Source organism: Bacillus sp. ms-22 (assembly GCF_009759805.1).
Taxonomy (GTDB): domain Bacteria; phylum Bacillota; class Bacilli; order Bacillales; family Bacillaceae; genus Bacillus; species Bacillus xiamenensis.
Genome location: NZ_CP046653.1, coordinates 3,467,966 through 3,493,371, shown reverse-complemented (window position 1 = coordinate 3,493,371; position 25,406 = coordinate 3,467,966). Strand labels below are relative to the sequence as shown.

22 protein-coding genes and 1 pseudogene are annotated in these 25,406 nt (G+C 42.5%); 20 read left to right on the top strand and 3 right to left on the bottom strand.

What is annotated here, in order from left to right; all coding sequences use genetic code 11:
• From GPA07_RS17900 to GPA07_RS17840, 13 genes are all read left to right on the top strand, one after another.
• On the top strand, positions 1–1,194 hold the full coding sequence (locus GPA07_RS17900; RefSeq protein WP_008360341.1) for an HpcH/HpaI aldolase/citrate lyase family protein: 1,194 nt from the start codon (positions 1–3) through the stop codon (positions 1,192–1,194).
• Complete coding sequence (locus GPA07_RS17895) at positions 1,178–2,509, top strand: phosphoribosyltransferase family protein (RefSeq protein ID WP_157293169.1); 1,332 nt, start codon at positions 1,178–1,180, stop codon at positions 2,507–2,509. The genes GPA07_RS17900 and GPA07_RS17895 overlap by 17 nt, the downstream gene beginning before the upstream one ends.
• Positions 2,502–3,611 carry a cysteine protease StiP family protein gene (locus GPA07_RS17890; protein ID WP_008360343.1) on the top strand — a complete coding sequence of 370 codons (1,110 nt, stop codon included), beginning with the start codon at positions 2,502–2,504 and terminating at the stop codon, positions 3,609–3,611. Before GPA07_RS17895 ends, GPA07_RS17890 begins: the two co-directional genes overlap by 8 nt.
• Complete coding sequence (locus GPA07_RS17885) at positions 3,608–4,423, top strand: HAD family hydrolase (RefSeq protein ID WP_157293090.1); 816 nt, start codon at positions 3,608–3,610, stop codon at positions 4,421–4,423. Before GPA07_RS17890 ends, GPA07_RS17885 begins: the two co-directional genes overlap by 4 nt.
• Before the next feature lie 70 nt (positions 4,424–4,493).
• Positions 4,494–6,110: a YceG family protein gene (locus GPA07_RS17880; RefSeq protein WP_008360345.1), complete on the top strand. Its 1,617-nt coding sequence runs from the start codon at positions 4,494–4,496 to the stop codon at positions 6,108–6,110.
• Between the two features lie 14 nt (positions 6,111–6,124).
• Positions 6,125–7,219 carry a toxic anion resistance protein gene (locus GPA07_RS17875; RefSeq protein ID WP_008360346.1) on the top strand — a complete coding sequence of 365 codons (1,095 nt, stop codon included), beginning with the start codon at positions 6,125–6,127 and terminating at the stop codon, positions 7,217–7,219.
• Between the two features lie 401 nt (positions 7,220–7,620).
• Positions 7,621–8,883, top strand: coding sequence for a glycine/proline betaine ABC transporter ATP-binding protein OpuAA (gene opuAA, locus GPA07_RS17870; RefSeq protein ID WP_071168136.1), 1,263 nt, complete (start codon positions 7,621–7,623; stop codon positions 8,881–8,883).
• Positions 8,884–8,893: 10 nt separating this feature from the next.
• On the top strand, positions 8,894–9,739 hold the full coding sequence (gene opuAB / locus GPA07_RS17865) for a glycine/proline betaine ABC transporter permease subunit OpuAB (RefSeq protein ID WP_008360348.1): 846 nt from the start codon (positions 8,894–8,896) through the stop codon (positions 9,737–9,739).
• A complete protein-coding gene (locus GPA07_RS17860; protein ID WP_008360349.1) occupies positions 9,739–10,620 on the top strand; it encodes a glycine betaine ABC transporter substrate-binding protein in 882 nt (293 codons plus the stop codon). Before opuAB ends, GPA07_RS17860 begins: the two co-directional genes overlap by 1 nt.
• A 39-nt stretch (positions 10,621–10,659) precedes the next feature.
• Positions 10,660–11,481 (top strand): alpha/beta fold hydrolase, encoded by an 822-nt coding sequence (locus tag GPA07_RS17855; protein ID WP_157293089.1) that lies wholly within the window; start codon positions 10,660–10,662, stop codon positions 11,479–11,481.
• 222 nt (positions 11,482–11,703) lie between these two features.
• Positions 11,704–13,176, top strand: a complete 1,473-nt coding sequence (locus GPA07_RS17850; protein WP_157293088.1) for a P-loop ATPase, Sll1717 family — start codon at positions 11,704–11,706, stop codon at positions 13,174–13,176.
• Between the two features lie 335 nt (positions 13,177–13,511).
• On the top strand, positions 13,512–14,459 hold the full coding sequence (locus GPA07_RS17845) for an L-lactate dehydrogenase (protein ID WP_008360351.1): 948 nt from the start codon (positions 13,512–13,514) through the stop codon (positions 14,457–14,459).
• A 43-nt stretch (positions 14,460–14,502) separates the two neighbouring features.
• On the top strand, positions 14,503–16,125 hold the full coding sequence (locus tag GPA07_RS17840; protein ID WP_157293087.1) for an L-lactate permease: 1,623 nt from the start codon (positions 14,503–14,505) through the stop codon (positions 16,123–16,125).
• A 50-nt stretch (positions 16,126–16,175) separates the two neighbouring features.
• Here the strand turns inward: GPA07_RS17840 and GPA07_RS17835 are convergent, their stop codons facing one another.
• The gene (locus GPA07_RS17835) at positions 16,176–17,165 is read right to left on the bottom strand and encodes a LacI family DNA-binding transcriptional regulator (protein ID WP_157293086.1); all 990 of its coding nucleotides are present in this window, start codon (positions 17,163–17,165) and stop codon (positions 16,176–16,178) included.
• 109 nt (positions 17,166–17,274) lie between these two features.
• On the opposite strand from GPA07_RS17835, the gene GPA07_RS17830 reads away from it, so the two are divergent.
• From GPA07_RS17830 to GPA07_RS17810, 6 genes and pseudogenes are all read left to right on the top strand, one after another.
• Entirely contained in the window at positions 17,275–18,600 is a 1,326-nt protein-coding gene (locus tag GPA07_RS17830) for a DegT/DnrJ/EryC1/StrS family aminotransferase (RefSeq protein WP_157293085.1), read from the top strand.
• A complete protein-coding gene (locus tag GPA07_RS17825) occupies positions 18,575–19,441 on the top strand; it encodes an HAD-IIB family hydrolase (RefSeq protein ID WP_157293084.1) in 867 nt (288 codons plus the stop codon). Before GPA07_RS17830 ends, GPA07_RS17825 begins: the two co-directional genes overlap by 26 nt.
• Positions 19,438–20,484: pseudogene (locus tag GPA07_RS17820) on the top strand (Gfo/Idh/MocA family protein). The gene GPA07_RS17825 and the pseudogene GPA07_RS17820 overlap by 4 nt, the downstream one beginning before the upstream one ends.
• A 57-nt stretch (positions 20,485–20,541) precedes the next feature.
• Complete coding sequence (locus GPA07_RS18945; protein ID WP_232532078.1) at positions 20,542–20,991, top strand: MFS transporter; 450 nt, start codon at positions 20,542–20,544, stop codon at positions 20,989–20,991.
• Positions 20,992–21,045: 54 nt separating this feature from the next.
• Positions 21,046–21,729, top strand: a complete 684-nt coding sequence (locus GPA07_RS18940) for an MFS transporter (protein WP_332835460.1) — start codon at positions 21,046–21,048, stop codon at positions 21,727–21,729.
• Between the two features lie 124 nt (positions 21,730–21,853).
• Entirely contained in the window at positions 21,854–22,483 is a 630-nt protein-coding gene (locus GPA07_RS17810) for a LysE family translocator (protein ID WP_008360353.1), read from the top strand.
• 254 nt (positions 22,484–22,737) lie between these two features.
• On the opposite strand, the gene GPA07_RS17805 is transcribed toward GPA07_RS17810, so the two are convergent.
• The gene (locus GPA07_RS17805; protein ID WP_232532076.1) at positions 22,738–23,061 is read right to left on the bottom strand and encodes a DUF2651 family protein; all 324 of its coding nucleotides are present in this window, start codon (positions 23,059–23,061) and stop codon (positions 22,738–22,740) included.
• A 188-nt stretch (positions 23,062–23,249) separates the two neighbouring features.
• On the opposite strand from GPA07_RS17805, the gene GPA07_RS17800 reads away from it, so the two are divergent.
• Entirely contained in the window at positions 23,250–24,008 is a 759-nt protein-coding gene (locus tag GPA07_RS17800) for a YqcI/YcgG family protein (protein WP_008362119.1), read from the top strand.
• Here GPA07_RS17800 and GPA07_RS17795 read toward each other — a convergent pair.
• Positions 24,003–25,352 carry an amino acid permease gene (locus GPA07_RS17795; protein ID WP_071168127.1) on the bottom strand — a complete coding sequence of 450 codons (1,350 nt, stop codon included), beginning with the start codon at positions 25,350–25,352 and terminating at the stop codon, positions 24,003–24,005. The two genes, GPA07_RS17800 and GPA07_RS17795, sit on opposite strands and share 6 nt — an antisense overlap.
• Between the last annotated feature and the right edge of the window lie 54 nt (positions 25,353–25,406).

The window sequence follows — 25,406 nt, the reverse complement described above, 5'->3', positions numbered from 1 at the left end:
ATGCGATATTTTCGTTTTTTATCAGAGGCGAGGCAGCACGATATATTTTTTAAGCGGCCGGCGGCGATTCATTCATTGTCGCCAAGGCATGTACTTGCGCATGCATTAGGTGCTACTTTATATATGCCTGCGACCAGACAGGATATAGCAGATATGCTGCTTTCGCAGAAATATGAAGCGCTTTGCTCTGTTGTGTTTTGTTTGGAGGATGCCATTGGTGATCAAGAAGTGGACATGGCTGAACAGAATCTAGTGGCACAACTGACCTTCCTTTCAGAGAAACTCACTCATTCACCAGAAACGGCTGACCATTTGCCGCTTTTATTCATTCGGGTTCGTTCGCCAAAGCAGCTGCTCAATATGGCAAACTTGCTTGGGTCCTCCCTTCATTTACTGACTGGTTTTGTGTTTCCGAAGTGTTCTGTTCACAATGCAAAGGAATATGTGGACAGCTTGAAACAGGCTTCAGCACAAACGAAGACAAAACTCTATGGAATGCCTATTTTGGAAACACCAGATTTATTAGAAAAAGAAACGAGATATCAGGTGTTGTCTGATTTAAAGCAGATCATGCTGAATGATGAGGAATATATGTTGAATATTCGCATTGGGGCAACGGATCTGTGTGGATTGTACGGCATTCGCCGTGATCGCGAGACCACCATTTATGAAATCAGGCTCATTGCTGAGTTGATCACAGATATCATCAATTATTTTGGCCGTTCTTTTGTGATATCTGGTGCTGTATGGGAGCATTTTGGACCCGCACGAAAAGAACCAAAACCATTCATTCGTGCTCTCTCTAAGGGCGGCGAGCCTTTTTCATCTGAGCCTGATCACATGCAAGGCCTGCTCAAAGAGACAAGGCTGGATGTGGCAAACGGCATTCATGGAAAGACAGTGATCCATCCAACACATCTCAAACCAGTTCAAAGCATGTATGTTGTGACAAAGGAAGAGTACATGGACGCATTAAGCATTTTGGAGCATGCCGATGGCACAGTTGGAGTGATGAAGAGTGCATTCTCTAATAAGATGAATGAAACGAAGCCACATTATCGGTGGGCCGAGCACATTTTAATGAAGTCAGACATTTACGGGGTGTTTCATGAAAATAGAAGCTATATCGACATACTTACAGAATCAGAAGCGGCATACACTGAACATCTTGGCACATATGAAGGTGGAGCTTGATCTCAAAGAGGGGGCTCTTCAGCTTGAAAAAGAGCATCTGTTTGAGATGGCGGCAAGGGTGAACAAAAAGAGAGCCTTTTTATTTGTTAGTAAGGTGCTTGGTAAACATCTGCCTGTTCACCCGCTGAAACCACTTCTTGTCTCAGGTCTTTTGGCAATGGTTTATGCCAAAGAGCAAACGGGCCAGACGCCCCCGCATCAAGACCATCTAGTAAAGGCACTAAAGACGGAAGACCATGCCATGTTAACCGAAGCATATACTGCTCTTAAAAAAGAGAAGCTCATGACGGGCAAACAGCCTATTGTGATCGGTTTTGCTGAAACGGCAACAGCACTTGGTCATGGTGTCTATGACGTGATAGATGGAGCATCTTACATTCATACGACACGTGAACAGCTGCTAGATCTTGATCCTGTATTGGTATTTGAAGAAGAGCATTCTCATGCAACGGATCAGCTTTGTTATGCTGACGAAGCCCTGCTCCTGACTGACCGCCCCGTTGTATTAGTAGATGATGAGGTCACAACAGGTCGAACAAATATGAATATCATTCGGGATCTGCACGCAAAGTATCCAAGACAATCTTATACCCTTCTGTCCATTTTAGACTGGAGAACACCTGCGCATGAGGAAGCTATGCTTCAGCTTCAAGAGGAGCTTGGCATTCAGATCACATCATTGTCTCTATTAAAAGGGCAGATGATGTTTCGGGGGACAACACTGGATGAGCCTACTTATTCATATGAGATTGCTGCGCAGGAGAAAAGACCAGCACTCTCTTTTCATTCACTTCAATCTTTCTTTCAACACGTTCCGTATTCACTTTCCCATGCAGTCAATTCGGCTGGCCATTCGTCATATATACATGAAACGGGTCGTTTCGGTTTAAGTGCGGCGGATACGGCCGCCATTGATCAAGCAGCTGCTGAGGCTGGACTAAAGCTGCAGCAAGAACGCAAAGGGAAACAGACACTCTGCTTAGGGACAGGGGAGCTGATGTATGTGCCGATGAGACTGGCAGCCCATATGGGAGAAGGCGTTCTGTTTCATTCGACCACAAGAAGCCCGATTCATCCGGTCGAAAAGGAAGGGTACGCTGTCCAGAACGGGTTTGCGTTCATGAGTCCAGAGGATTCCCGTATTCAGCACTACGTGTACAACATCCCCAAAGATCAATACGATGATGTCTTTCTTTTTTTCGAGAAAAAAGTTTCTCAAGAAGCATTGCTGCCGCTTGTTCACTTATTTGCTGAACGGCATGTGAAGCATATGCATATTGTGACTTTATCAGATGAGGTGAAGGTGAATGGCTAATGTGTATACAAAGATGGGAAGTTATCCAGAGCAGGACGTAACCTTCTTACTCAAGGATTTATCATCGATTGAGATGGAGAAAAGTACAGAAGAGCGGGAGCGCTCTATTCAGAGCGGTGCACATTACTCAGAAATGCTGCCAATTGAATACAAGCCTACGGCATCTTATATGCACTTATTCTATCAATCTCTTGAAGAAAGTAAGCAAAAGGTAGCGGAAGCTGTAGCGATTGTGGCAGAACAAATTGTGAAAAAACGAGGCTTTCAAACCGTACTTTGCAGCTTGGCACGAGCTGGAACACCGATCGGGGTGCTCATCAAGCGGTATATTCGAAAGACGTATGGTCTTGATTTGCCTCATTATAGTATTTCTATTATTCGTGACCGAGGAATAGATGAGAATGCGGTGCATTATATGCTAAACCAACATCCAGGCTTTGAGATTGCCTTTATTGATGGCTGGACCGGGAAAGGCGCTATTTCCAAAGAGCTGCAAAAGGCTGTGCTTGATTTTGAACATAAGTATGGGATTCGTCTTTCTAGTGAGCTGGCTGTGCTTGCTGACCCTGGCTATTGTACAAATCTATACGGAACAAGAGAGGACTTCCTCATTCCAAGTGCCTGTCTGAACTCGACGGTCTCTGGACTAGTCAGTCGAACGGTACTAAACAACCGCTGGATCAATGCCGATGATTTCCATGGGGCCAAGTATTATGAAGAGTTGCTGGATGAGGATGTGTCTAATCTGTATGTAGATACAATTGAAGAAGCATTTTCTAGGCTTGATTCAAATGTACAAGAGAAAGCAGACATCCTCGTCGCACAAGGAGAACCTGCTGATTGGCGGGGGATGACTTCCATTGAAACAATCGGTCAAGCATTTCAAATTGAAAATACGCATTTGATTAAGCCTGGTGTTGGCGAGACGACTCGAGTGCTGCTCAGAAGAATCCCATGGAAAATACTGATTCAGCCAGGGTCTCAGGAGAAGCTGAAGCATATTTTGCTTTTGGCAGAGGATAGAGGCGTTCCCGTCATTGAATATGCAAATATGTCCTACACGTGCTGCGGGTTAATTCGCCCGCTGGAGCAATCGTCATGAAGAAAATAGCGTTTGCCAGCGATTTAGACCGGACACTGATTTACTCGCATCGAATGCTGGAGCAGTTTGCATACAAGGGAGCATATGATGTCATCGAGGTGCTGGATGATCGGCCGCTTTCCTATATGTCTGTTGAAACGAAAACATCCTTACAGGCCATTTATCAAGCAGGATGGCTGATCCCAGTGACGACAAGAACGACCACGCAATATGAACGAATCACTCCCTTTCAACAAGAGATCAAACCAGAGTATGCCATCACGACAAACGGCGGCTGCATCCTTCATCACGGCAAGCCGCTGGAGGAATGGCAGACCCTTGTAGATGAGAGATTGAAAGAGTGTATGCCCGTCAGAGATATGTTGAGGGAAATAGCTGAACTGCCAATTGCCGCCTGGGTCAAGCGGATTCGGACAGCTGATGGGAAATTTCTTTATTTGATCATGAAGGACGAGTATCTTACTCACATTCCGCTTGCTGAATTAAGGCTGTGGGGTGAGGAGAGAGGCTGGCAGGTTTCGCTTCAGGGCAGGAAGCTTTATTTTATTCCACAGCCGCTTCATAAGTGGGATGCTGTTGCCTTTCTAAAGGAAAGGCTGAACCTTGACTACGTATATGGTGCGGGCGATTCCTTGTTAGATGCCGAACTCATTCGTCAGGCTGATAGGGGCTATGCCCCAAGGCATGGGGAAGTCTTAGACTTTGATCGATCACTTGAACCGACGGCAGCATCTGGCATGGCGGCAGCGGATGAAATCGCCGCATCTGTCGCAAAGCAGATGACTGCGGCAAAAAAGCCTTCGATTCGATAGCAGAAGTAGAAGGCTGAATGATATGATAGTAGTAACTTTGGAAAAAATATAGGTGAAAGGAAGGAGCGGCGTGAGCTATAAAGAAATCAATGTGACCCAGACAAGGGCGGATCAGGAAGCCTGGAAAAACTTGCTGAAAAAGCCGCTCCCTGAACGAGATGGCTATGTCAAGGACGAGCATACCTTATCCTTGCCTAGTCTAGCCGCCCGGGTCCTTGGAACTCCGCATGATGCAACCGATTATTTTATTTACTTACATGAATTATATGAAACAGACGGCACGCATATTTTAAGTGAAACACTCAATCGGCATATTGAACCAGAGCATTTTCAAGCGCTTCAACGGATTCATTTGATTAATCAGGAAGAAAAGGGATTGTCCGTGAATCGTTTTGTGGCTTTTTTAGATGGCGAGCAGCTGATTGTACGTCATCCAAATCCTGTGATGAACCGGCATATCCGCCTTTCATTAATCAAGGTGTTTGAGCATTTCAAGCAGCTGCATGATGGCGGATTTCAGCATCCTGATTTCCGCCGCGTTTTACTAGATGTGGTGAAGTTTTCAAATAACCATCTAGGGCCATGGCTGAAAGAAGTGAATATTGAAGAAAAAATGCCTGCTGTCATTTGGTATGGAGAGGCGAATAAAAGTCAGCTTTATTTTCTTTACTATGTCATGCTGATTGGCTGTGATGTGGTGCTATTTCATCCGGAAGGCAAGGATCCGTTTCGAGAATTAGATCCAGAAGAAAAGCTGACTTTTATTGATCAGTATCCAGGAACTTCAAAGCTTGAGCCGTTCCCTACTGAAAAGCCTGAGAGGAAATCAACGGTGGCGTACCGTTCGACAAGAGAGCTTGAAGAGGTGCTTCACACAGAAGATTCCATGCTGTATAAGCCATGGCAATTCAGAGATCATACCCCTCATTCCATTACGCTAAAGACAACGTATGATGAGCTGTTTTTAATTGCAAAGGAACGGTCGTTTATCCGCCCAAATTTCAAAGCAGATCGGGATACGATTCAAATTCCGAACCTGTTTGCCAAAATGATGGGGGTCACGAGAGACAAGCGTGAATATTGGGACCGTATCCACACATTAATGGAGTGGAAAGAAACGAAAACGATCCGCCATTTTCCTTTTACGAGAGAAGTGACTTCGAATTATCAATTTCATTATCAGCATGCCCTTTCTCCAGCAGGAGAGATTGATCCTGAATTATTAATGAAAAGCAATGTATGGCAGTTTTCTCATCTATATGAGGGCACGCAGCGAGCGATAGCTGAGGCGATAGCTCGAATCTGCCAGCATCCGAAACTAATCAAAGAAGGCAATGAGACTGATCAGGATGTCCGCCTCTATTTATTCAAACAGCTTCTGCATATCAGCCGCGATCTCATTGAACTCATTCAAACCTTTGATTATGCACAGACTGTACCGAAAGTGATTTTATACCATACAGAATATAATGGTGAGCTGACTCGTTCTGATGCGGCTGCCCTGATTTTCCTAAATGAAATGGGTGTGGATCTTTTCGTGTATCATCCAGCCGGATATCAGTGTATAGAGCGGTATATAGATGACCAATTATTTGATACACATTGGCTCGACGACATGGTCATGAATCAGGAGTTTAAAGAGCCGTCCATCGTCAGAAAGTTATTTCAATCCATTAAAAACCGATAAGGAGATCAAAGCTTATGACAAATACAAACGGTAATGACATCATTTCAATTGATAAAGAGGAGATCACGATTGAGAAGGCAGACGATATCCGCGTTCAGCTGCGCAATGATCCAGAAGTTCAAAACATTGCGAGACAGATTGATGCCAAAAATCAGCTCGAGCTACTTGAATACGGAAAACAGCCGGCTGTCGAAATCTCTAAGTTCTCTGACCGTATTCTGTCCATGATGCGTTCAACGAGCGTCACAGACTCAGGAACGATGCTCACGCAGCTTGGAAAAATTATGGATCGCTTTGATAAAAATGATTTTGACGAGCCAAAGGGTGGTTTGTTATCAAAAATCTTTAAGCGCGGCGGCAGCATGATCGAAAAGATTTTCAGTAAATATCAAACGCTCGGTGCAGAAATTGAAAAAATCAATGTGGAAATCAATAAATATAAAGACGAAATGACCAAATCGACTGTGACGCTTGAAGAAATGTATGAGCATAACATTCAATACTACTTGGAGCTTGAAAAGTATGTCGTAGCAGGTCAAATGAAAATCGAAGAATTAAAGCAATTGGTTCCTTCTTATGAAGAAAAAGCGGCGGGTGGAAACCAGCTGGCGCAAATGGAGCTGGATACGCTTCGTAATGGTATTCAAGCACTTGAAGAGCGTGTGTATGACCTTGATATGGCACGAATGGTGGCCCTCCAAACAGCACCGCAAATTCGTTTGCTGCAGCGTGGGAATACGAAATTAATTGGGAAAATCAACTCTGCCTTCATCATCACCATTCCTATTTTCAAAAATGGAATCATTCAAGCTGTCACAGCAAAGAGACAAAAGCTTGTGGCTGATTCAATGAGTGAGCTGGACAGAAGAACCAATGAAATGTTGAAACGAAATGCTGAAAATATTTCAAGCCAAAGTGTTGAGATTGCCAAGTTATCCGGTCGTCCAAGCATTGACATTGAAACGATTGAATCATCCTTTAATACGATTGTACAAGGGATGAAAGAGACGAAGCAGATCGAAGAGGAAAACAAACGATTACGTGAAGATGGCACAAAACGTATGCTTGAGCTTCAAGATCAGATCAAGCGGGCTGCCCTAGAGTCCTAAAAAAACAAGCTGTCTGTAACTAAAGTTGTGGGCAGTTTTTTTTGTTTATTTGATTAAAATTTGAGAATAGAGGTTTTTATGAGGCCATTTTCGGGTAAATCCTGTTCAGGAGAATGGTTCACTCATGATTTAAAAAGTCTGGCAGCACGAGTATTCGACTTATTTTTTAGCACAATGAGGAAATTCCAGTAAAATATTGTCTGATGAGAGAAAATACCCCGTAAAATATGTAGTTTATGAAGCATTCTATAGGATTTAAGAGTAATACGGTGTATAAACCCTAATCACCAGACCTCTAAATGGAATTCATACATATTGTGCGGAAATAAGCGAATTCTAAAGATTGTTCGCATCATAACGCGTATGTTACGGTTATAAAGATGCTAATTTGGAGGGAAAATATGAATTCTGAAGAGAGAAAGATCAAAATCAAGATAAATAATGTATCTAAAATTTTCGGTAAAAATGCTAAAAAAGCATCTCAAATGCTTGAAAAAGGGAAAACAAAAAGAGAGATCCTCAAAGAGACCGGCGCAACAGTTGGTGTCAATCGAGCAAATTTTGATGTGTATGACGGCGAGATATTTGTCATCATGGGGCTATCAGGGAGCGGAAAGTCCACACTTGTGCGGATGCTAAACAGGTTAATCGAACCAACCTCCGGCGAAATTTATATTGATGGGGATATGATAACAAATATGTCAAAGGATCAATTGCGTGAAGTGAGACGGAAAAAGATCAGCATGGTCTTCCAAAACTTCGCATTGTTCCCGCATCGTACAATTCTGGAGAACACAGAATACGGACTTGAATTGCAAGGTGTAGAGAAAGAAGAACGCCGCTCAAAAGCGCTTGAATCTTTAAAGCTTGTTGGACTTGAAGGCTTTGAAGAGCAGTACCCAAATCAATTAAGTGGCGGTATGCAGCAGCGTGTTGGATTGGCACGTGCACTAGCAAATGACCCTGACATTTTATTAATGGACGAAGCATTCAGCGCACTAGATCCATTAATTCGTAAAGATATGCAGGATGAATTGCTTGAGCTTCATACGTCTGTAGGAAAAACGATTATTTTCATTACCCATGATTTAGATGAAGCGCTTCGTATTGGCGACCGCATTGTCCTCATGAAGGACGGAAATATCGTTCAAATCGGAACACCAGAAGAAATCCTGATGAATCCATCGAATGAATATGTCGAACGTTTCGTTGAAGATGTTGACCTTTCTAAAGTATTAACCGCTGGTCATATTATGAAACGTGCAGAAACCATTCAGATTGACAAAGGGGCACGTGTTGCACTCACGCTCATGAAGAATCTTGGGATTTCGTCTATCTATGCAGTAGATAAGAAAAAGCATTTATTAGGTGTTATTTCTGCACAAGCAGCGAAAAAAGCGGCAGAAACGGGTGCGTCGCTTGAAACTGTTCTTGATAAAGAATTTACAACGGTATTGGAAACAACGTATTTAACAGAGATCTTTGATGCGGTGTCTGATGCGAACATTCCAATTGCAGTTGTTGATGAGAAAAACAGAATGAAGGGTATTGTGGTCAGAGGTGCATTGATTGGTGCATTATCAGGAAATGATGAGTATATCAACATGTCTGACGCCCCAGAGGAAATTAAAGCACAAGAGCCTTCTACACAGGAGGTAGAATAAGATGTTTAGTATGAGTGATTTACCTAGAATTCCGTTCGCGGATTATATCGATCAATTTGTTGACTGGTTAACATTAACTTTTGGTGGTTTCTTTGATGGCATCACAAATGGATTAGCTGGAACAGTAAATGGAATTGTAGCAGCACTTGGTGTCATTCCATCTATCATTTTAACCCTTATCTTTGCCGGGATTGCTTGGTGGATCAGTACAAGAGGAGTTGCTCTTTTCACACTTATTGGATTTTTACTGATCGACTATTTAGGCTACTGGCAGCCAATGCTTCAGACACTTGCGCTCGTTGTGACAGCCGTGATTATTTCGATTGTGATCGGGGTTCCGATTGGTATTTGGGCTTCACAGCAAGAAACTGTGCGTAAAATCGTCACACCTATCTTAGACTTAATGCAGACAATGCCTGCATTCGTTTATCTCTTACCAGCGATCTTCTTCTTTAACATTGGCGTGGTTCCTGGGGTTGTGGCATCGGTTATTTTCTCTATGCCGCCAACGATTCGTATGACCATTCTCGGTATTAAACAAGTACCAGCCGATTTAATTGAAGCAACAGAAGCGTTTGGTTCTACGACATTCCAGCGTTTATTCAAAGTTCAGCTTCCGCTTGCAACAAAAACGATTCTGGCTGGGATTAACCAAAGTATCATGCTTGCTTTATCCATGGTCGTCATTGCGGCAATGGTAGGTGCGCCAGGACTTGGTTCAGAAGTATACAGTGCAGTAACGCAGCTGAAAACAGGTATTGGTTTTGAAGCTGGTATCGCCATTGTGATAGTTGCGATTACACTGGATCGTATTACACAAAACATTAAAACGAAAAAAACCAGGGGGAATGCTTAATGTGGAAAAAGTCTCTCTACATTGGGATGACCGCCCTGCTCGTCTTTTTACTAGCCGCATGTGGTGCACAATCAGATTCAAATGCGAGTGCAGCACAGCAGGTCAATAAAACGATTATCGGGATTGATCCAGGTTCAGGTATTATGGCCTTAACCGATCAAGCGAAAATGGATTACGGCTTAGAGGATTGGACGGTTGTGTCTGCATCAAGTGCAGCCATGACAGCCACGTTGAAGAAATCCTACGACCGTAAAAAGCCAATTATCATTACTGGCTGGAATCCTCACTGGATGTTTACCCGCTATGATTTAAAATATTTAGATGATCCGAAAAAATCATATGGTGATGAAGAAGAAATTCACACCATTTCACGTAAAGGATTTGCGAAGGATCAGCCTGAAGCAGCTAAAATGCTCAGTCAGTTTAAATGGTCTCAAGATGACATGGGCGAAGTGATGCTTGATATCCAGGATGGCGTCAAACCGAAAGATGCTGCCGCTAAATATGTGAAAAAACATAAAGATCAAGTGGCTAAATGGACAAAAGGCGTGAAAAAATCGAATGGTGATAAAATCAATCTTGCCTACGTTGCGTGGGACAGTGAGATTGCAAGTACCAATGTTGCGGCAGAAGTACTGCGAGATCTTGGTTTTAAAGTGACCTTGACTCAGGTTGAAGCGGGTCCAATGTGGACAGCAATTGCAACCGGAAGTGCTGATGCATCATTATCTGCTTGGCTTCCAAATACACATAAAACGTATGCAGCGAAGTTTAAAGGAAAATATGATGACCTCGGTACAAGTATGAAGGGTCTGCGAATGGGTCTAGTTGTTCCGACTTATATGAAAAACGTGAACTCCATTGAGGATTTGAAAAAATAGCCAATTATGTAATAGTTCCCTTATAATAGAAGGGAGCATATGGAAAAAGCAGTCTGCTCAAAAAGCGACTGCTTTTTCTTATATATAAGGATGGTGGATGAGTTGTCGATGGTGGAAAAACCAATGATGATTTTCCTGCACGGTGGAGGCGTAAGCAGCTGGATGTGGCAGGAGCATATGGAAATATTCAAGGAAACGTATGAATGCTATACCCCTGATTTTATCGGTCACGGGACAAGAGCAAATGAAACGTCGTTTTCCATGCGAGAAAGTGCTTTTGAAATCATTTCATGGATAAAGGAGCATGCACATGGCCGTACAGTTATTCTAATTGGCTTCTCTCTAGGTGCACAGGTAGCCGTTGATGTGTTATCGAGAGAGCCAGACATCGCAGACATCGCCATCATCAATAGCGCCCTTGTGTTGCCATTACCATGGCTCTATTTGATGGTAAGGCCCATTTTACCTCTTACATATCCGTTATTAAAGAAAGATTGGTTCATCCAGCTGCAAGCAGAAAAGATGGGACTTCCAAACGATGTACTGGATCATTATGCAGCGGATTCCAAACAATTGCAGAAGAAGACGCTGCTTACGATGTTTCAAGAAAACCTTCATTACAAGCTCCCTGACACGTTTCAACAATCGAAGGCACGGATTCTTGTGACAGTGGGAGAAAAGGAAAAGGGCATTATGACTAGGTCAGCAGAAAAAATCACGAATGCACACCCGAATGCAGCGGGGGTCATCGTTCCTGACATTGGACATACGTTTACTTTTGAAAAGAAAGAACTTTTTGTCGACATGATCAAAAGTTTTATAGAGGCACGTGCGCTACCAGTGGAATTAAGAATATATTAGAACCATATAGTTATGGTAGTAATATGATTTTACAGTTTTATTCTTGGGGCTTTATCTACGGTGAACTTAGCAATTGCTAATAGGTTATAAGTTTATATGCGAAAAGTTTTCTAGGACATGAAAGAATTGACAAAAAAATAAAATTTGGATAAGTTTAAATAGAAAATTAAATTTATATAGAGGATGTATTTTCCTAAAATACAATACTAAAGGGAGATTATTATGGGAGTTCATTTAGATTTCAATGATGAAAATATTCAAAAACTTTTTGGTCATGAGGCCGCAGAAGATGAGAATGATGAAAGATTAAAACAATATTTTTTCAAGACAAAAATATACAATAATTTCACATCAAATTTGCCTCTTCGTATATTAGTTGGGCATAAGGGTACTGGAAAATCAGCAATGGTTAAGTTTTCTGCATTTGAAGACTATGAAAACGGACGGCTGCCCATATTTATTCAACCAAATGATGTTTACAATATAAATAGTAGCACTGCCAATGATTTTTTAACTTCAGTGCGCGAGTGGGAAGAAGGGCTGAAAACCATTATTCAAAAAAAGATACTAGAGAGACTAAATTTCCATAATAATAATGACATTCAAAAAATAAAGCACTTTGGAAACAAAATAATGGAATTTGTATTGGAAACAGTAAAAAACGTTAAAGATAGTATAGATTTAGATCCTACTCAAAGAAAACTAGTCGAGCAATTTTTAAATAATAAAAAAGTAGTTGTTTATATTGATGATTTAGACAGAGGTTGGTTAAACAAAAAAGAAGATATAAAAAGGATTTCCGCTTTATTAAATGCTATTCGTGATATTTCAAATGAAAACAGGAATGTCTTATTCAAGATTGCACTAAGAACAGATGTTTATTATGCTGTTAGAACTTCAGACGAGTCTACTGATAAGATAGAAGGTTCTGTGATTTGGTACTCTTGGAGTAATCATGAGATTCTTCAATTATTAGTTAAACGTATTACTACATTTCTTAACGATCCTATTCCCGATATAGATCTAGAATCTAAAAATCAACAAGAACTTTCAAAGTATTTAAACACTACAATGGAGCATATATTCAAAGGTAAAGGAAAATGGAGTCATGTACCGACATATAAAATTCTTATGTCGCTAATTCGTAAGAGACCCAGGGATTTGGTTAAATTATGTACATTAGCTGCCAGGTCAGCATACAAAGCGGATAGAAGTATTATTACTTCACTAGATTTTCAAAATATTTTTGAGGAGTATTCTCAAGGAAGAATTCAAGACACAATAAACGAGTACAGATCTGAGCTACCTGAAATAGAGCGTCTACTAATGGGGATGAAACCCAATAAAGTTGAGAAGAGAGCTTCAAAGGGTTATGTTTACACTTCTGCTGATTTATACACTAAAATTTCTAACGTATTACAAGGCGGAGAGATGCTCTTTTCAAATAGAAATAAGGCATCTTCTAAGGAATTAGCTGCATTTTTATATAAAATTAATTTTCTAACGGCTAGAAAATTATCTGGAGATGGAAAGTTGCACAGAAAATATTTTGAGGAATCTAGATATATATCTGGAAATTTTGCTGACTTTGGATTTGATTGGGAAATTCATCCGGCTTATCGGTGGGCTTTACAACCTGACTCTATAGAATCTATTTACGATCAGTTAGAAATTAATGAAATTACTTTTTTATAATTTTTCCTCATTTTGAAGACGGAATAGTTGTTCTCAAATGGTTTAGATAAAAACATTTTTTAATTTTATTTCGGTATTGGTTATCTGAAAATAAAATTCTAAAATGTTTTTTTTATGTCGATTAAAAGAGAGGGTTTAAGAGGAATAGCACACCATTAAACGAGGTTAGGTGACTAATTTGTTATAAACTTTTTATATTTCCATAGGTGTTCACAAAATGGCTACATTATTTTTTTGAGCAATCCCCTTGCAAAAGTTTGTGAAGTATTGCACAATATAAATGTGAAATACTTCACAAACAAACAACTTAGTTTTACTCAGGAGGATGAGGAGACATGACAAACGAAAAAGTAAACAAAGTAGCACTGATTGGAGCAGGTTTTGTCGGCAGCAGTTATGCCTTTACATTAATAAATCAAGCGATCACAGATGAATTGGTAGTCATCGATTTGAATCAAGATAAAGCAATGGGTGACGTCATGGATTTAAACCACGGGAAAGCATTCGCCCCGCATCCTGTGAATACTTGGTATGGAGATTATGAGGATTGTCAGGATGCTGACATTGTATGTATCTGCGCTGGTGCAAACCAAAAGCCAGGTGAAACAAGACTGGACCTTGTTGAGAAGAATTTAAACATATTTAAAGGCATTGTCGAAAACGTAATGAAAAGCGGATTCGATGGCATTTTCTTAGTTGCTACAAACCCAGTTGATATTTTGACATATGCGACTTGGAAATTCAGCGGACTTCCGAAAGAACGAGTCATTGGCAGTGGAACCACTCTTGATACCGCAAGATTCAGATACATGCTAAGTGAGTACTTTGAAGCAGCAGCACACAACGTACACGCGTACATCATTGGAGAGCATGGGGATACAGAGCTTGCTGTTTGGAGCCATGCAAATATCGGAAGTGTACCGATCGCAGAATTAATGAAGAAAAATGATCAATACAAACAAGAAGATTTAGATGAGATCATGGAAAATGTGCGTCATGCCGCTTATCAAATCATTGAGAAAAAAGGTGCCACTTATTACGGTGTAGCGATGAGTTTAGCCCGTATTACAAGAGCCATTTTGCACAATGAAAACAGCATTCTGACTGTCAGCACTTATTTAGATGGAGAATACGGAGCAGAAGATGTCTACATTGGTGTACCAGCCCTTGTGAACCGAAATGGTGCAACAGAAGTGATGGAGCTTGCACTAAATGACACAGAAAAAGAAAAATTCGCACATAGTGTGAATGTGTTAAAAGGGATTTTAGCTCCTCATTTTTAATCAATCAAAGGCAACCTATCTGAGCAGAAAAGGATGAATCACTATGTGGCAGCAAATATATGATCCGTTTGGTAATGAGTTCGTGAGTGCATTGGTGGCGATGCTTCCAATCTTGTTTTTCCTACTTGCATTAACTGTATTTAAGTTAAAGGGTGTTTTGGCCGCTTTTTTCACCTTGATCGTCAGTTTTGTAACAGCTGTATTCTTCTTTCATATGCCGGTTGAAAAGGCATTATCTGCTGTGCTGCTCGGTATATCTAATGGGCTGTGGCCGATTGGATATATCGTGATCATGGCTGTATGGCTCTATAAAATTGCTGTGAAATCTGGAAAATTCGATGTTATTCGTTCTAGTATTGCAGGAATCTCTCAAGATCAACGTTTACAGCTCTTATTAATTGGTTTTAGTTTTAATGCATTTTTAGAGGGAGCAGCCGGATTTGGTGTACCGATTGCGATCAGTGCCGCTCTCTTAACAGAGCTTGGATTTAAACCACTGAAAGCCGCTATGCTCTGCTTAATTGCCAATGCTGCGTCTGGCGCATTTGGAGCAGTGGGTATTCCAGTGATTACAGGGGCGCAAATGGGAAATATGCCGCCGCTTGCTTTGTCTCAAACCTTGGTATATACGATTCCGTTTATTTCATTCTGTATCCCGTTTCTACTCATTTTCATTGTAGACGGCTTTAAAGGGATCAAAGAAACGCTGCCAGCCTTGCTTGTTGTGAGTGGAAGCTATGCCATTTTGCAGGCTGTGACCATGGTGACGATGGGGCCTGAGCTTGCGAACATTATTTCAGCTTTAGCAAGTATGGGGATGCTGGCTCTCTTTCTCCGAAAATGGCAGCCAACACACATTTACCGTGAAGAAGGAGCACCAGCCATTGAACAGAAACAAACGTATAGCGGCATTGAGGTGCTGAAGGCTTGGTCTCCGTTTTATATCTTAACGGCTGTGATTACGGTATGGAGTCTGCCTGCATTTAAAGCGCTGTTTGCTGAGGGAGGCCCGCTCAATTGGACAACCATTTTAGTGAAAATGCCGTTTCTGCATCAGCAAATTGTGAAATTACCGCCAATTGCCCAAACAGACACACCGCTTGATGCGATCTTTAAAATTGATGTCATCAGTGCAACTGGTACTGCCATTCTCATTGCGGTCATGCTGACAGGATTGTTTAGCCGGCAGATCAAATTAACAGAGGGCGCTGCCTGCTTACAAGCAGCAGTGAAGGAGCTTTGGATACCTGTTCTCACGATTTGTTTTATCATGGGGTTTGCCAACTTGGCGAACTTTGCTGGACTAAGCTCTGCAATTGGCCTCGCGCTTGCCAAAACAGGCGATTTGTTCCCGCTTGTCAGTCCAATGCTTGGTTGGATCGGTGTGTTTATTACGGGGTCTGTTGTGAGTAACAATGCCTTATTCGGTAACCTTCAAGCGGTCACGGCTTCTCAAATCGGTTCTCAGGCAGGTTTGTTAATTGGGGCGAATACGACCGGCGGTGTCATGGCGAAACTCATTTCTCCGCAGTCTATCGCCATCGCAACAGCAGCTGTTGGAGAAACAGGGAAAGAATCTGAGCTTTTCAAAAAAACAGTGAAGTACAGCTTCATCTTGCTTGGCATCGTATGTATATGGACCTTCATTCTTGCTCAATTTGTATAGGTTGATCGATTGATTGAAAAATGAAAGACTGAGAAATCTCTCAGTCTTTTTTATGTGGATTCTCGTGTGACAAGCCGGGTAGGCAGCTGAATATGTTCACGCTGTAATGGTTTTTGGTCTTGCAGCAGCTGGATCATTTGTTTCACAGACTGCTGGCCAAGCTCGACGATGGGGATGTCGATGGTGGTGATCGTTGGAGCTGTCACCTCACAAATGTCTTGGTTGTCATAACCGATCACCGCTAGATCCTTAGGGATTTGATAACCATATGAAATGGCTTGTTTAATAAGTCCTGCTGCCACCTGATCATTGCCGGTGAAAATCGCATCAGGTGCATCCGGCATCCCGTGGATTAAGTCCATCAAACGAAAACCGTCTTCAATGGTAAAAGCCTCGCCGAACAGCCAATCCTCTTTAAGCGGCAAACCGTGAGCAGTAAGCGCGTCAAGATAGCCCTGCTTTCTTTGTTTTTGCGCCTCGCTGCTTTCTGTATCAAAGCAAAATCCAATCGATGTACGCCCTGATTGAATCAAGTAGTCAACCGCTTTATAGGCAGCTTCCCGCTCATCATATCCAATAATCGGAATGTCTGCTGTATGATGATACTCATTTGCCATTACGATCGGGCCGTTTGCTAAAAATGGCTCGATTGTTTCCCACTTATTTTCTAACGCCCCCAATATGACACCATCTACTTCTTTTCTTTTTAATAATTGAAGCCCTTCACGTTCTACTGATTCTTGGTAAAACGTCTGGAGCACGATGGCTTTATACCCTTGATCCAGTGCTTCCTTTGAGATGCCTTTAATCAATTGTGCAAAAAAAGGATGATCCACAGCTGGAACAGACACAGCAATGGTTTTTGTCTGATGTGACCGAAGGGTGCGAGCTGCTGAGCTTGGTGTATACTCCATTTCTTTCATCACCTGTAAAATGTGCTGGCGCTTTTCTTCTGATACATATGGATGGTTGTTCAGCACCCGAGAAACAGTGGTCGTTGAAACCCCGCAGCGTTTGGCAATTTCATAAATTGTACACATATTAACAAATCCTTTACACAAAGTTATTGTTCTGAAATCGATAACATCATTTACAATGTGAAACAAGTTAAATATTAACAAATGGAATTGATTAATTGGAGGGAATGGAGTGCAAATATTGACGAAGATATCAGGTAAAAGCAAGGATTATCTACCGTTGCTGGATATGATTAATCAAGGTGTTCAAGTAAAGGCTGATTCAGTTGAAAAGAATCTAGCAAATGAAAAGCTTGCTGCGTTCCTTGAGCAAGATATTACGCGTACTGGTTTGGAAAAAATTCTCTTCCATTATAAACAAAATAAGGAAAAAAAGATACCGTTCCTGCCGGTAGATAAACTGATTTCAGAGGATGAGATCGACGATATTATGCAAGTACTGAAAGAAGTATTAAGTTCAGGCCGTTTTACGTCAGGCCCTTATATTCCAAAGTTTGAAAAGACGCTTGCAGAGTACTTAGGGAAAAAATATGTCATTGCCACATCAAGTGGAACAGATGCCTTGATGATCAGTTTAATCTCAGCAGGCGTCCGTCCTGGAGATGAGGTGATTCTGCCCGCCAACAGCTTTGCTGCAACAGAAAATGCAGTGCTTGCGATTGGTGCGGTTCCAGTCTATGCCGATATTGATCCAGACACCTACTGCCTAGCGCCGAGTGAAATAGAGAAACATGTGACAGAGAAGACAGTGTGTATTCTCCCGGTTCATTTGTATGGAAAACAAGCGGATATGAAGGCCATTTCGGCAATTGCGAAACGGCATGGTCTATCCATCATTGAGGATGGCTGTCAGGCGATTGGCAGCAGCGGGCTTGGGGCATTTGGAGATGGACTTGTTCTCAGCTTTAATCCGTACAAAAACCTTGGAGTTTGCGGAAAGGCAGGAGCCATCGCGACAAATGATGAAGCCCTAGCCGAAAAATGCATGGAAATCAGCTATCACGGCTTTGAAGCAGGAAAGAAAAACGTGAAGCGCAGTGACTATGGCTTTAATTCTAAGATTGATAACTTACAGGCCGCAATCGGATTAGAAAGAATGAAATATTTAGGTTTACAAAATTTTAAACGCTTTTACTTGGCAAAGAGATACATAGATCAGCTGCAAACACTGGAGGACGAAGGCTACATAAAGCTTCCGAAGCTAACAGAGGATCATGTATGGCATCTATTCCCGATCAGAGTGGTGAAGGGAAGCCGAGATGAGCTGGCAGAGAAATTACTGGAGATGGGCATAGAAACAGATGTCTATTACCCGGTTTTATCGCATCAGCATCAAACGAATCTTGTTTCTCAAAAGTATAAACAAACGGCACTTCCACATACGGAAAAAGCCGTGCAGCAATTACTCCACTTGCCGCTTTACCCAGGTATGCCGCTTAAAGATCAGGAGAAAGTCATCGAGGGGGTCCATCATGTTATCAAATCTTCCATTCAATAAAAAGCTTGTGCCTCAACCGCAACATCCGCAGTGGATCGTCTTCTGTGATTTCGATGAGACCTATTATTCTCACGGAATGACCGAGGAGCAGAGAGAGGATGTAAAGCGGCTGGAAGCTTTTGTGGCAGAAAAAAGCGAGGCTGGACAGCTCATGCTGGGCTGGGTAACGGGAAGCAGCCTCGATTCTGTTACGAGCAAAATGGAGAAAGGCGGTTTCTATCAATTCCCGCATTTCATTGCGTCGAATTTAGGAACTGAAATCGTGTATACATCAGAAGCCAAATTTGGAAAGACGGATGCAGAATGGATGAAACGGCTTGATGCACAGGGCTTTTCAGACGAAAAAATCGAAGGTATTCTGCAAAGCGTACGTGAAAAGGGGATCACCCTTAGGCCGCAAACGCAGCTGGGCAGCTCTGGGTATAAAAAGAATTTCTATTATCAGGAGCAGGATGAACGAACAGACCTCCATCATCTATCGTTCATACAAACACTTGCGAAGGAGCGGGGTGTGGCGGTGAACATCAACAAATGCAACCCGCTTACGGGAGACCCTGCGGATTGCTATGACGTTGATTTTTTACCAGTGGGAACAGGAAAGGATGAAATCGTTCGTTTTATGCTGAATCAATATGATCTGTCAAAAGATCAGGGCTTTGCTTTTGGTGATAGTGGGAATGATCTGCGGATGCTTCAATCCGTCACGCACGGCTTTCTTGTCCAAAATGCAACAGCCGAAGCCAAACGGCACCATCATCAAATTTGTCATCATGGGTATGCAAAAGGAATCTATGAAACACTGAAAACAGTGATGTATAAACATGAGGAGGCACATTCATGAAGAAAATTGGAATTGTTGGAGCAGGGAATATTGCAAAAGCACATGCTAGAGCATTATCAACGATCAAAGGTGCAGAATTATCTGGGGTCTATGACTTGCACGAATCCGTCGCACAAGGATTTATTAAACAGTACGGCGGACGTGTGTATTCCAGTATCGAAACACTAGCGGATGCATCAGATGGATTGATCATTGCTTCCCCTAACTTCTGTCACAAGGACCATGCCCTTCAGGCGCTTAGAGCAGGACAGCCGATTTTATGTGAAAAACCGATGGCTGTATCGTTAAAAGAAGCGAAGGAAATGGTGGAGACAGCCAAACAGTTCCAGGTTCAAGCCAGTATGGGCTTTAACTATCGCTATTTATCATTTGTGAATATTTTGAAGAACTTGATCGCCAATGGTGAATTAGGACGCGTTTTGACAGTACGGACACATTTTAAGAAAAATAGTGCCCTTAGAAGAAAGACATTTTCGTGGAGAGACAGCGGCGAAAGTCTGCGTACAAGCGGTGCATTAGGAGATTTAGGGATTCATTTGATTGATATGCTGTGGTACTGATTTGGCAGTGAAATGAAAAAAGAATCCCTTAATACGAAGATGCTGACACATGTAAAGGAAAAGGAAGAGAAAAAGGTACAGGTCGATGACCATACCGAAATTTTTGGGCAAATGGAGAATCAAGTGTTCTTTCATTTGGTGACGTCCAAAAGTACGCAGCCGGAGGAATGTGGATTTAGTGTAGAAGTGGTGGGTCATGACAAGGTTTTTAAATACCATACAAACATGAAAAACGAATATGAAATCAGTGATGGCTTGTGTGTAGAGCGTCATCAAATGCCGCAAACATTGCTGACAGATCCACCAAATGAATTTTATGGATGGTCTGATACATTCCGTGATCAGCTGATGCATTGGGTAAATACAAACTCATATCCATCTCATATGAAGGTAGCTGATTTTGCAGATGGTTATCGCGCGCAGGCTGCGCTGAATACGTGCTTCGAGAGGGAAGAGGCTGTCGTCTCTGCCCGCGCATATTAATGAAGAGGTGGAGCGGAGGATATCATGACTCCGCTCCTTTTTAGAGGAAGTGAAAAGATGAAAAAGGTGTTTTATTTTGGCTGTATCTTTTATTTTTTTATTGGGACCATTCATGTGTTTTTTGGCAGTTTAACGCCTTATTTGCTGTCTAGTTATGAGAAGGGTCCTGGGGAATTATCTTCTTTAATCTTCTTTCAGTTTATTGGCTTTTTGACAGGGGTTCTTTTGTCGCCAATACTTGTCAGGAAAAAAGGCTACGGTGCTGTATTGACCATGGGATTGCTGCTGATGATCGGAGCGCTTCTTCTTGGCCTTTTGGTGCCGGGCTGGACGATTCTTGTGGTGGCAGGGTTTTTCCTCGGAAGCGGTGCTGGCAGTCTTGAGACAACAGCCGGGGCATATGTCATTTCAATGGCAAACAGTGCAAAGCGAATCAGCATTATGGAGGTCTTTTTTGGATTAGGTGCACTTTTATTTCCTCTATTGATTCTGCTGACTGTGACATAGGAAACGTGGCATTATGTATTTTTATTTCAAGTCGGTGCACTGACTTTTTTTCTCATGCTCTGGCTTACCTTTATGAATAAACTCCCTCGTGGGCAGATGGCGGCTCCTATTCAAGACATGAAGAAACCGTCCTTGCTGTTTGATCGAGGGAATCGAATGATTGTGGTGCTGATGATCTGTTTTGCGTTTTTCTACGCAGGAATTGAAACGAACTTTGCGAATTTTTTGCCGTCGATCATGCTAGAAAAAGGGGGAGACAATTGGGGGCTTTTTGCCGTCTCTACTTTTTGGACAGCGATCGTCATTGGCAGAACTGTTATTGCGAGAAAAGCCGATCAGTTGCATCCGCTTCGTTTTTTAAAGCTAAGCGCAGCGCTTATGATTGTGCTGCTCGCCGTATTTGCTCTAGCCACCCACATCGCCGCGCAGCTAATTCTGATCTTTTTCATCGGTCTGTGCGCAGCTGGCATGTTCCCCATTGCCTTGACGGCTTCTGCATTAATGATTGAAAATGCCATCGACGAGGCCACGAGTTATTTTATTGCCGCCGCTAGTTTAGGTGGAGCTTGTTTGTCCTTTTTGATTGGGTTTAGCCTTGAGTGGGCAGGTGCGGCAAGCGCCGTCTTTGTTTTCGCCTTTTTAGCTGTTCTCCTTTTTGCGGCTGCCATTCAAATGAATCGATCTCGGAAAAAAGAAACCGTACCCGCGCAGCCGCCGGCGATGAAAGCAGACCGGTGAGCAGCTGATTCGGTAGCTTTTCCTTTTGTATAGCTCATCTTCAGAAAAGGTGACGAAGGACTTGTACTAAAACAACGAAAGCGTGAATAACATGTACAAGTCAGCATCAAAAGGAGGACGTCTTGTGACGGTGTTTTTTGGATATATCTTTTTAGGGTTGTCGCTTTCAGCGCCTGTTGGGCCAGTCAATGCAGCCCAAATTGACAGAGGGATTAAAAGTGGATTTTGGCACGCGTGGATTTTTGGTGTGGGGGCCATGGCTGCGGATATTGTGTATATGCTCCTCATTTATTTTGGTGTCGCCCAGCTTTTGACCGCACCTCTTGTGAAAACTTTTTTGTGGCTGTTCGGCTTTTTCGTTCTGACCTATACCGGTATTGAAAGCCTTCGTAAAATCAATTTGCAGGAGAGCCCGAAAAAGGATGGAGGAAACATATCAATCGGACACTCATTCATGTCAGGGTTTTTCATTTCTCTTTCCAATCCGCTCAGTATTTTATTTTGGCTTGGAATCTATGGCAGCATTTTGGCCAATACGATCGAAAAGTATGGAGCATCCCAAATGCTGATGTACAGTTTGGCCATTTTTATCGGCATGCTCATATGGGATTTCTGTATGGCGCTACTCGCCAGTACGTTTAGACGGTATTTAAATGAACGGATATTGCATGGCTTATCTGTTCTTGCCGGTCTATCTTTACTCGGCTTCGGTGCCTATTTTGGATATCAAGGGATCATGGCGTTGATTGGGTAGAAGGATGAATGAAACAGACTGATATGTTCAGTCTGTCAGCGTGTAGACAAACCCTCGCATTCTTTGTCAGTCCTGCGTGCCGGTGCTCACGAATCTTAAATTCGCTCCGCGCCGGTACTCGTCCTTCCTAGACTGCAAAGGTTTTCAGTTCACGCTGAAAAGAAGACAAAGGGCTAAAATAAAGAGCATTTTAGCCCTTTGTCAACAATCTGACAGACTGATACGTTCAGTCTGTTTTTTTGATGAAGAACCACTCATATAGGCTTTACTCGTTTTTTCTCCTGAAAATGACCGTGTATGACCTTCGAGAATCCGCTTGATACGAAAGTGAGAGCCATCATCAAAAAGACCCAGTATAGATTAGAAAGGTCAAATCCAGTGTAAGCAAAGATGAAAATCGTGGAGAACACGAACGTTAACAGAAGGACAGGCCATATCCGCTTGAATAGAAGATACCCAATGAATCCCCAAAGAAATGCCATGACCGGCAGTGTAAATAAGATGAGATACATTGGATGAAGAAAAAGAAGACGCATGCCATTCACAACCTTTTCAATGATGATCACTGGCTCTATCAAAAAGAGGCGGCATCATGAATATATGCAGAAGTCTGCTCAAACATGATTGGATAAAAGAAAGAAAACTCCTGCTCATTTTGCAAAAAAATCCACCTTGTGGATGTGCAGGGAAAGTCGTTGAAGGACAGTCACCATAGCTTTTTTTCCTCATAGGCTATGGAGAAGACGCTAAAACGAGGTGGAAGGGAATGGCTCAGCTGTATGCGAAAAGTTGCCTTGATCAAAATCTACGGTCACTGGAAGAATGGAAGCAGGATGCTTTTACGCGATTTGGAGAGATGGTAGGCGATGAGGCAGATACATTTCCCTGTGTACCAGGCAGACAAGGATACTTTCTTGATCATTTGCGTTATGGGTTTGTCGGTGATCCGCGGGGAGATGAGGCAGTGAATGATCTGGCAGAGCTTTTAAGAAACTATCAAAGTTGCTCTAGACAAACTGGTCAATATGCTTCATTCATTTGTTTCTTTGAAACACCACAGGATGTAAAGGAGCACTCAATTGAAGAATTTGAGGAACAGTTCTGGTCTTTGGTTCAGCGGTTGCATCAAAAGGATGAATTGAACTGGCCAGAGGACATTCCGGCAGATCCTGAGCATCACGAATGGGAGTTTTGTTTTCACGGGGAACCTTACTTTATATTGTGTTCGACACCTGCTCATCGACTTCGAAAAAGCCGGCATTTCCCTTATGTTATGATGGCCTTTCAGCCAAGGTGGGTGTTTGAAAAAATGAACGGCTCCACCACATTTGGTCAAAAGATGAGTAAACTCGTACGGAAGCGGCTGAAGGCGTACGATCAAGTAGATGTACATCCAGCGTTAAAATGGTATGGTGATCAGAAAAATTTAGAATGGAAACAATATTTCCTTTCGGATGATGAGGCGGAGAAACCTGCCTCCGCCAAATGTCCATTTACTGCTTTAAAAAACATAATGAAATTATGATGCGGCCTGATCCTGTTTCCACTTTTTCCTCATAAAAAGCACCATAATGGCAATCACTGCGATGATCCCAAGGCTGATAAAAAAGCCAGGCCGTCCGCTTGCTTCTGTCAGAGTGCCCGAAACGGCGGCTCCGATTAAAAGAAGGGCAAGCACCATTTCGCACGTTTGGCGAGTAGATGGCTTTGACAGCTTTTTACTTGAGAGCAGAATGAACACCCATGTATACAAAAGGGTAAGACCAGCTGCTGTTGTCAGATGCTCATAAATGTGTTTGGACAAAAAGAGTGCAAGTAAAATCGAGACGATCAATCCAGCAGCAGTTAACATAATCGAAGACCATCTGACATGAGATGGTTCTTTTTGTTTAAAACAAGCAGGCGCATCCTCATGCTCTGACATCGTGCCAAGCAGCGTCGTGACGGCATAGAGGGAGGCGACCAATGTTGAAAAACCGGCAATAATGAAAATGCCATTAAAGATATGAAGAAAAATGGATAAATGAAATGGCTCCAATGATGTAATAAATGGACTGCTGTTCTCGTTAAAGGCCGTCACTGGCACAAGCATGAGAGCAAGTCCGATGGAGACGATATAAATCACAGCTAGAATGATCAGCATGACACGTCCGGATTTTGCCGCATCTTTCGGGTCCTTTAAATGCACCGCCATCAGCCCCATGACTTCAATTCCTCCGAACGCATAGAACGCATATATCAGCCCATTCCATAGACCAAGCGGACCGAGCGGCATCCATTCGTGGTCTTTATTTGGCAGATGGAGGGCCGGCCGGTGTTCTGTGAGCATGCCGCATAAGACAAGAACGGCAAGGACGACAAATAGCAAGATCGCCCCGGTCTTCAGCACCGCAAGGACATTTTCTGTCTTTTGAAAAGAAGAAAGCCCGATGATAATGACAAGCAGAGCAAGAGCGGAATAAATCGCTGAAAACACCCAAAGTGGAATGGATGGAAACCAGTGCCGAGTAAAAAGAGAGATTGCCGTCAGCTGGCTTCCCGTAATCAGCATTTCTGAAAACCAATACACCCAGCCATTGCTAAAACCCGCCCAGCGCCCATACGCTTTTCGAGCATAGGAACAAAACGATCCCTTATCTGGGTTTTCGGCTGTCATTGCAGCCAGATGTTTAAAGACGAGATATGTGCCGACCGCAGCAAGCAAGAATGACATGCAGACGGAAAAACCGGACTTTGTAATGGCGATGCTGGAACCAAGGAAGAAACCAGTGCCAATTGTACAGCCGACTCCAATGAGAGAAAGCTGCCACCAAGATAACGATTGTTCTTCTTTCAATGCATGTGCAACACCTTTCCAATTCAGTAGCATTAGCTTGTGACCGCCTCTTTTTTTTATACATGATCAAGGGGACGTTTTGGGCAT

Excerpts from the sequence above, each read along its gene's own strand:
- GPA07_RS17900 (WP_008360341.1), top strand. The coding sequence starts at position 1 with ATGCGATATTTTCGTTTTTTATCAGAGGCGAGGCAGCACGATATATTT.
- GPA07_RS17895 (WP_157293169.1), top strand. The coding sequence starts at position 1,178 with ATGAAGGTGGAGCTTGATCTCAAAGAGGGGGCTCTTCAGCTTGAAAAA.
- GPA07_RS17890 (WP_008360343.1), top strand. The coding sequence starts at position 2,502 with ATGGCTAATGTGTATACAAAGATGGGAAGTTATCCAGAGCAGGACGTA.
- GPA07_RS17885 (WP_157293090.1), top strand. The coding sequence starts at position 3,608 with ATGAAGAAAATAGCGTTTGCCAGCGATTTAGACCGGACACTGATTTAC.
- GPA07_RS17875 (WP_008360346.1), top strand. The coding sequence starts at position 6,125 with ATGACAAATACAAACGGTAATGACATCATTTCAATTGATAAAGAGGAG.
- opuAA (WP_071168136.1), top strand. The coding sequence starts at position 7,621 with ATGAATTCTGAAGAGAGAAAGATCAAAATCAAGATAAATAATGTATCT.
- opuAB (WP_008360348.1), top strand. The coding sequence starts at position 8,894 with ATGAGTGATTTACCTAGAATTCCGTTCGCGGATTATATCGATCAATTT.
- GPA07_RS17860 (WP_008360349.1), top strand. The coding sequence starts at position 9,739 with ATGTGGAAAAAGTCTCTCTACATTGGGATGACCGCCCTGCTCGTCTTT.
- GPA07_RS17855 (WP_157293089.1), top strand. The coding sequence starts at position 10,660 with ATGGAAAAAGCAGTCTGCTCAAAAAGCGACTGCTTTTTCTTATATATA.
- GPA07_RS17850 (WP_157293088.1), top strand. The coding sequence starts at position 11,704 with ATGGGAGTTCATTTAGATTTCAATGATGAAAATATTCAAAAACTTTTT.
- GPA07_RS17845 (WP_008360351.1), top strand. The coding sequence starts at position 13,512 with ATGACAAACGAAAAAGTAAACAAAGTAGCACTGATTGGAGCAGGTTTT.
- GPA07_RS17840 (WP_157293087.1), top strand. The coding sequence starts at position 14,503 with ATGTGGCAGCAAATATATGATCCGTTTGGTAATGAGTTCGTGAGTGCA.
- GPA07_RS17835 (WP_157293086.1), bottom strand. The coding sequence starts at position 17,165 with ATGTGTACAATTTATGAAATTGCCAAACGCTGCGGGGTTTCAACGACC.
- GPA07_RS17825 (WP_157293084.1), top strand. The coding sequence starts at position 18,575 with ATGTTATCAAATCTTCCATTCAATAAAAAGCTTGTGCCTCAACCGCAA.
- GPA07_RS18945 (WP_232532078.1), top strand. The coding sequence starts at position 20,542 with ATGAAAAAGGTGTTTTATTTTGGCTGTATCTTTTATTTTTTTATTGGG.
- GPA07_RS18940 (WP_332835460.1), top strand. The coding sequence starts at position 21,046 with ATGCTCTGGCTTACCTTTATGAATAAACTCCCTCGTGGGCAGATGGCG.
- GPA07_RS17800 (WP_008362119.1), top strand. The coding sequence starts at position 23,250 with ATGGCTCAGCTGTATGCGAAAAGTTGCCTTGATCAAAATCTACGGTCA.
- GPA07_RS17795 (WP_071168127.1), bottom strand. The coding sequence starts at position 25,352 with ATGCTACTGAATTGGAAAGGTGTTGCACATGCATTGAAAGAAGAACAA.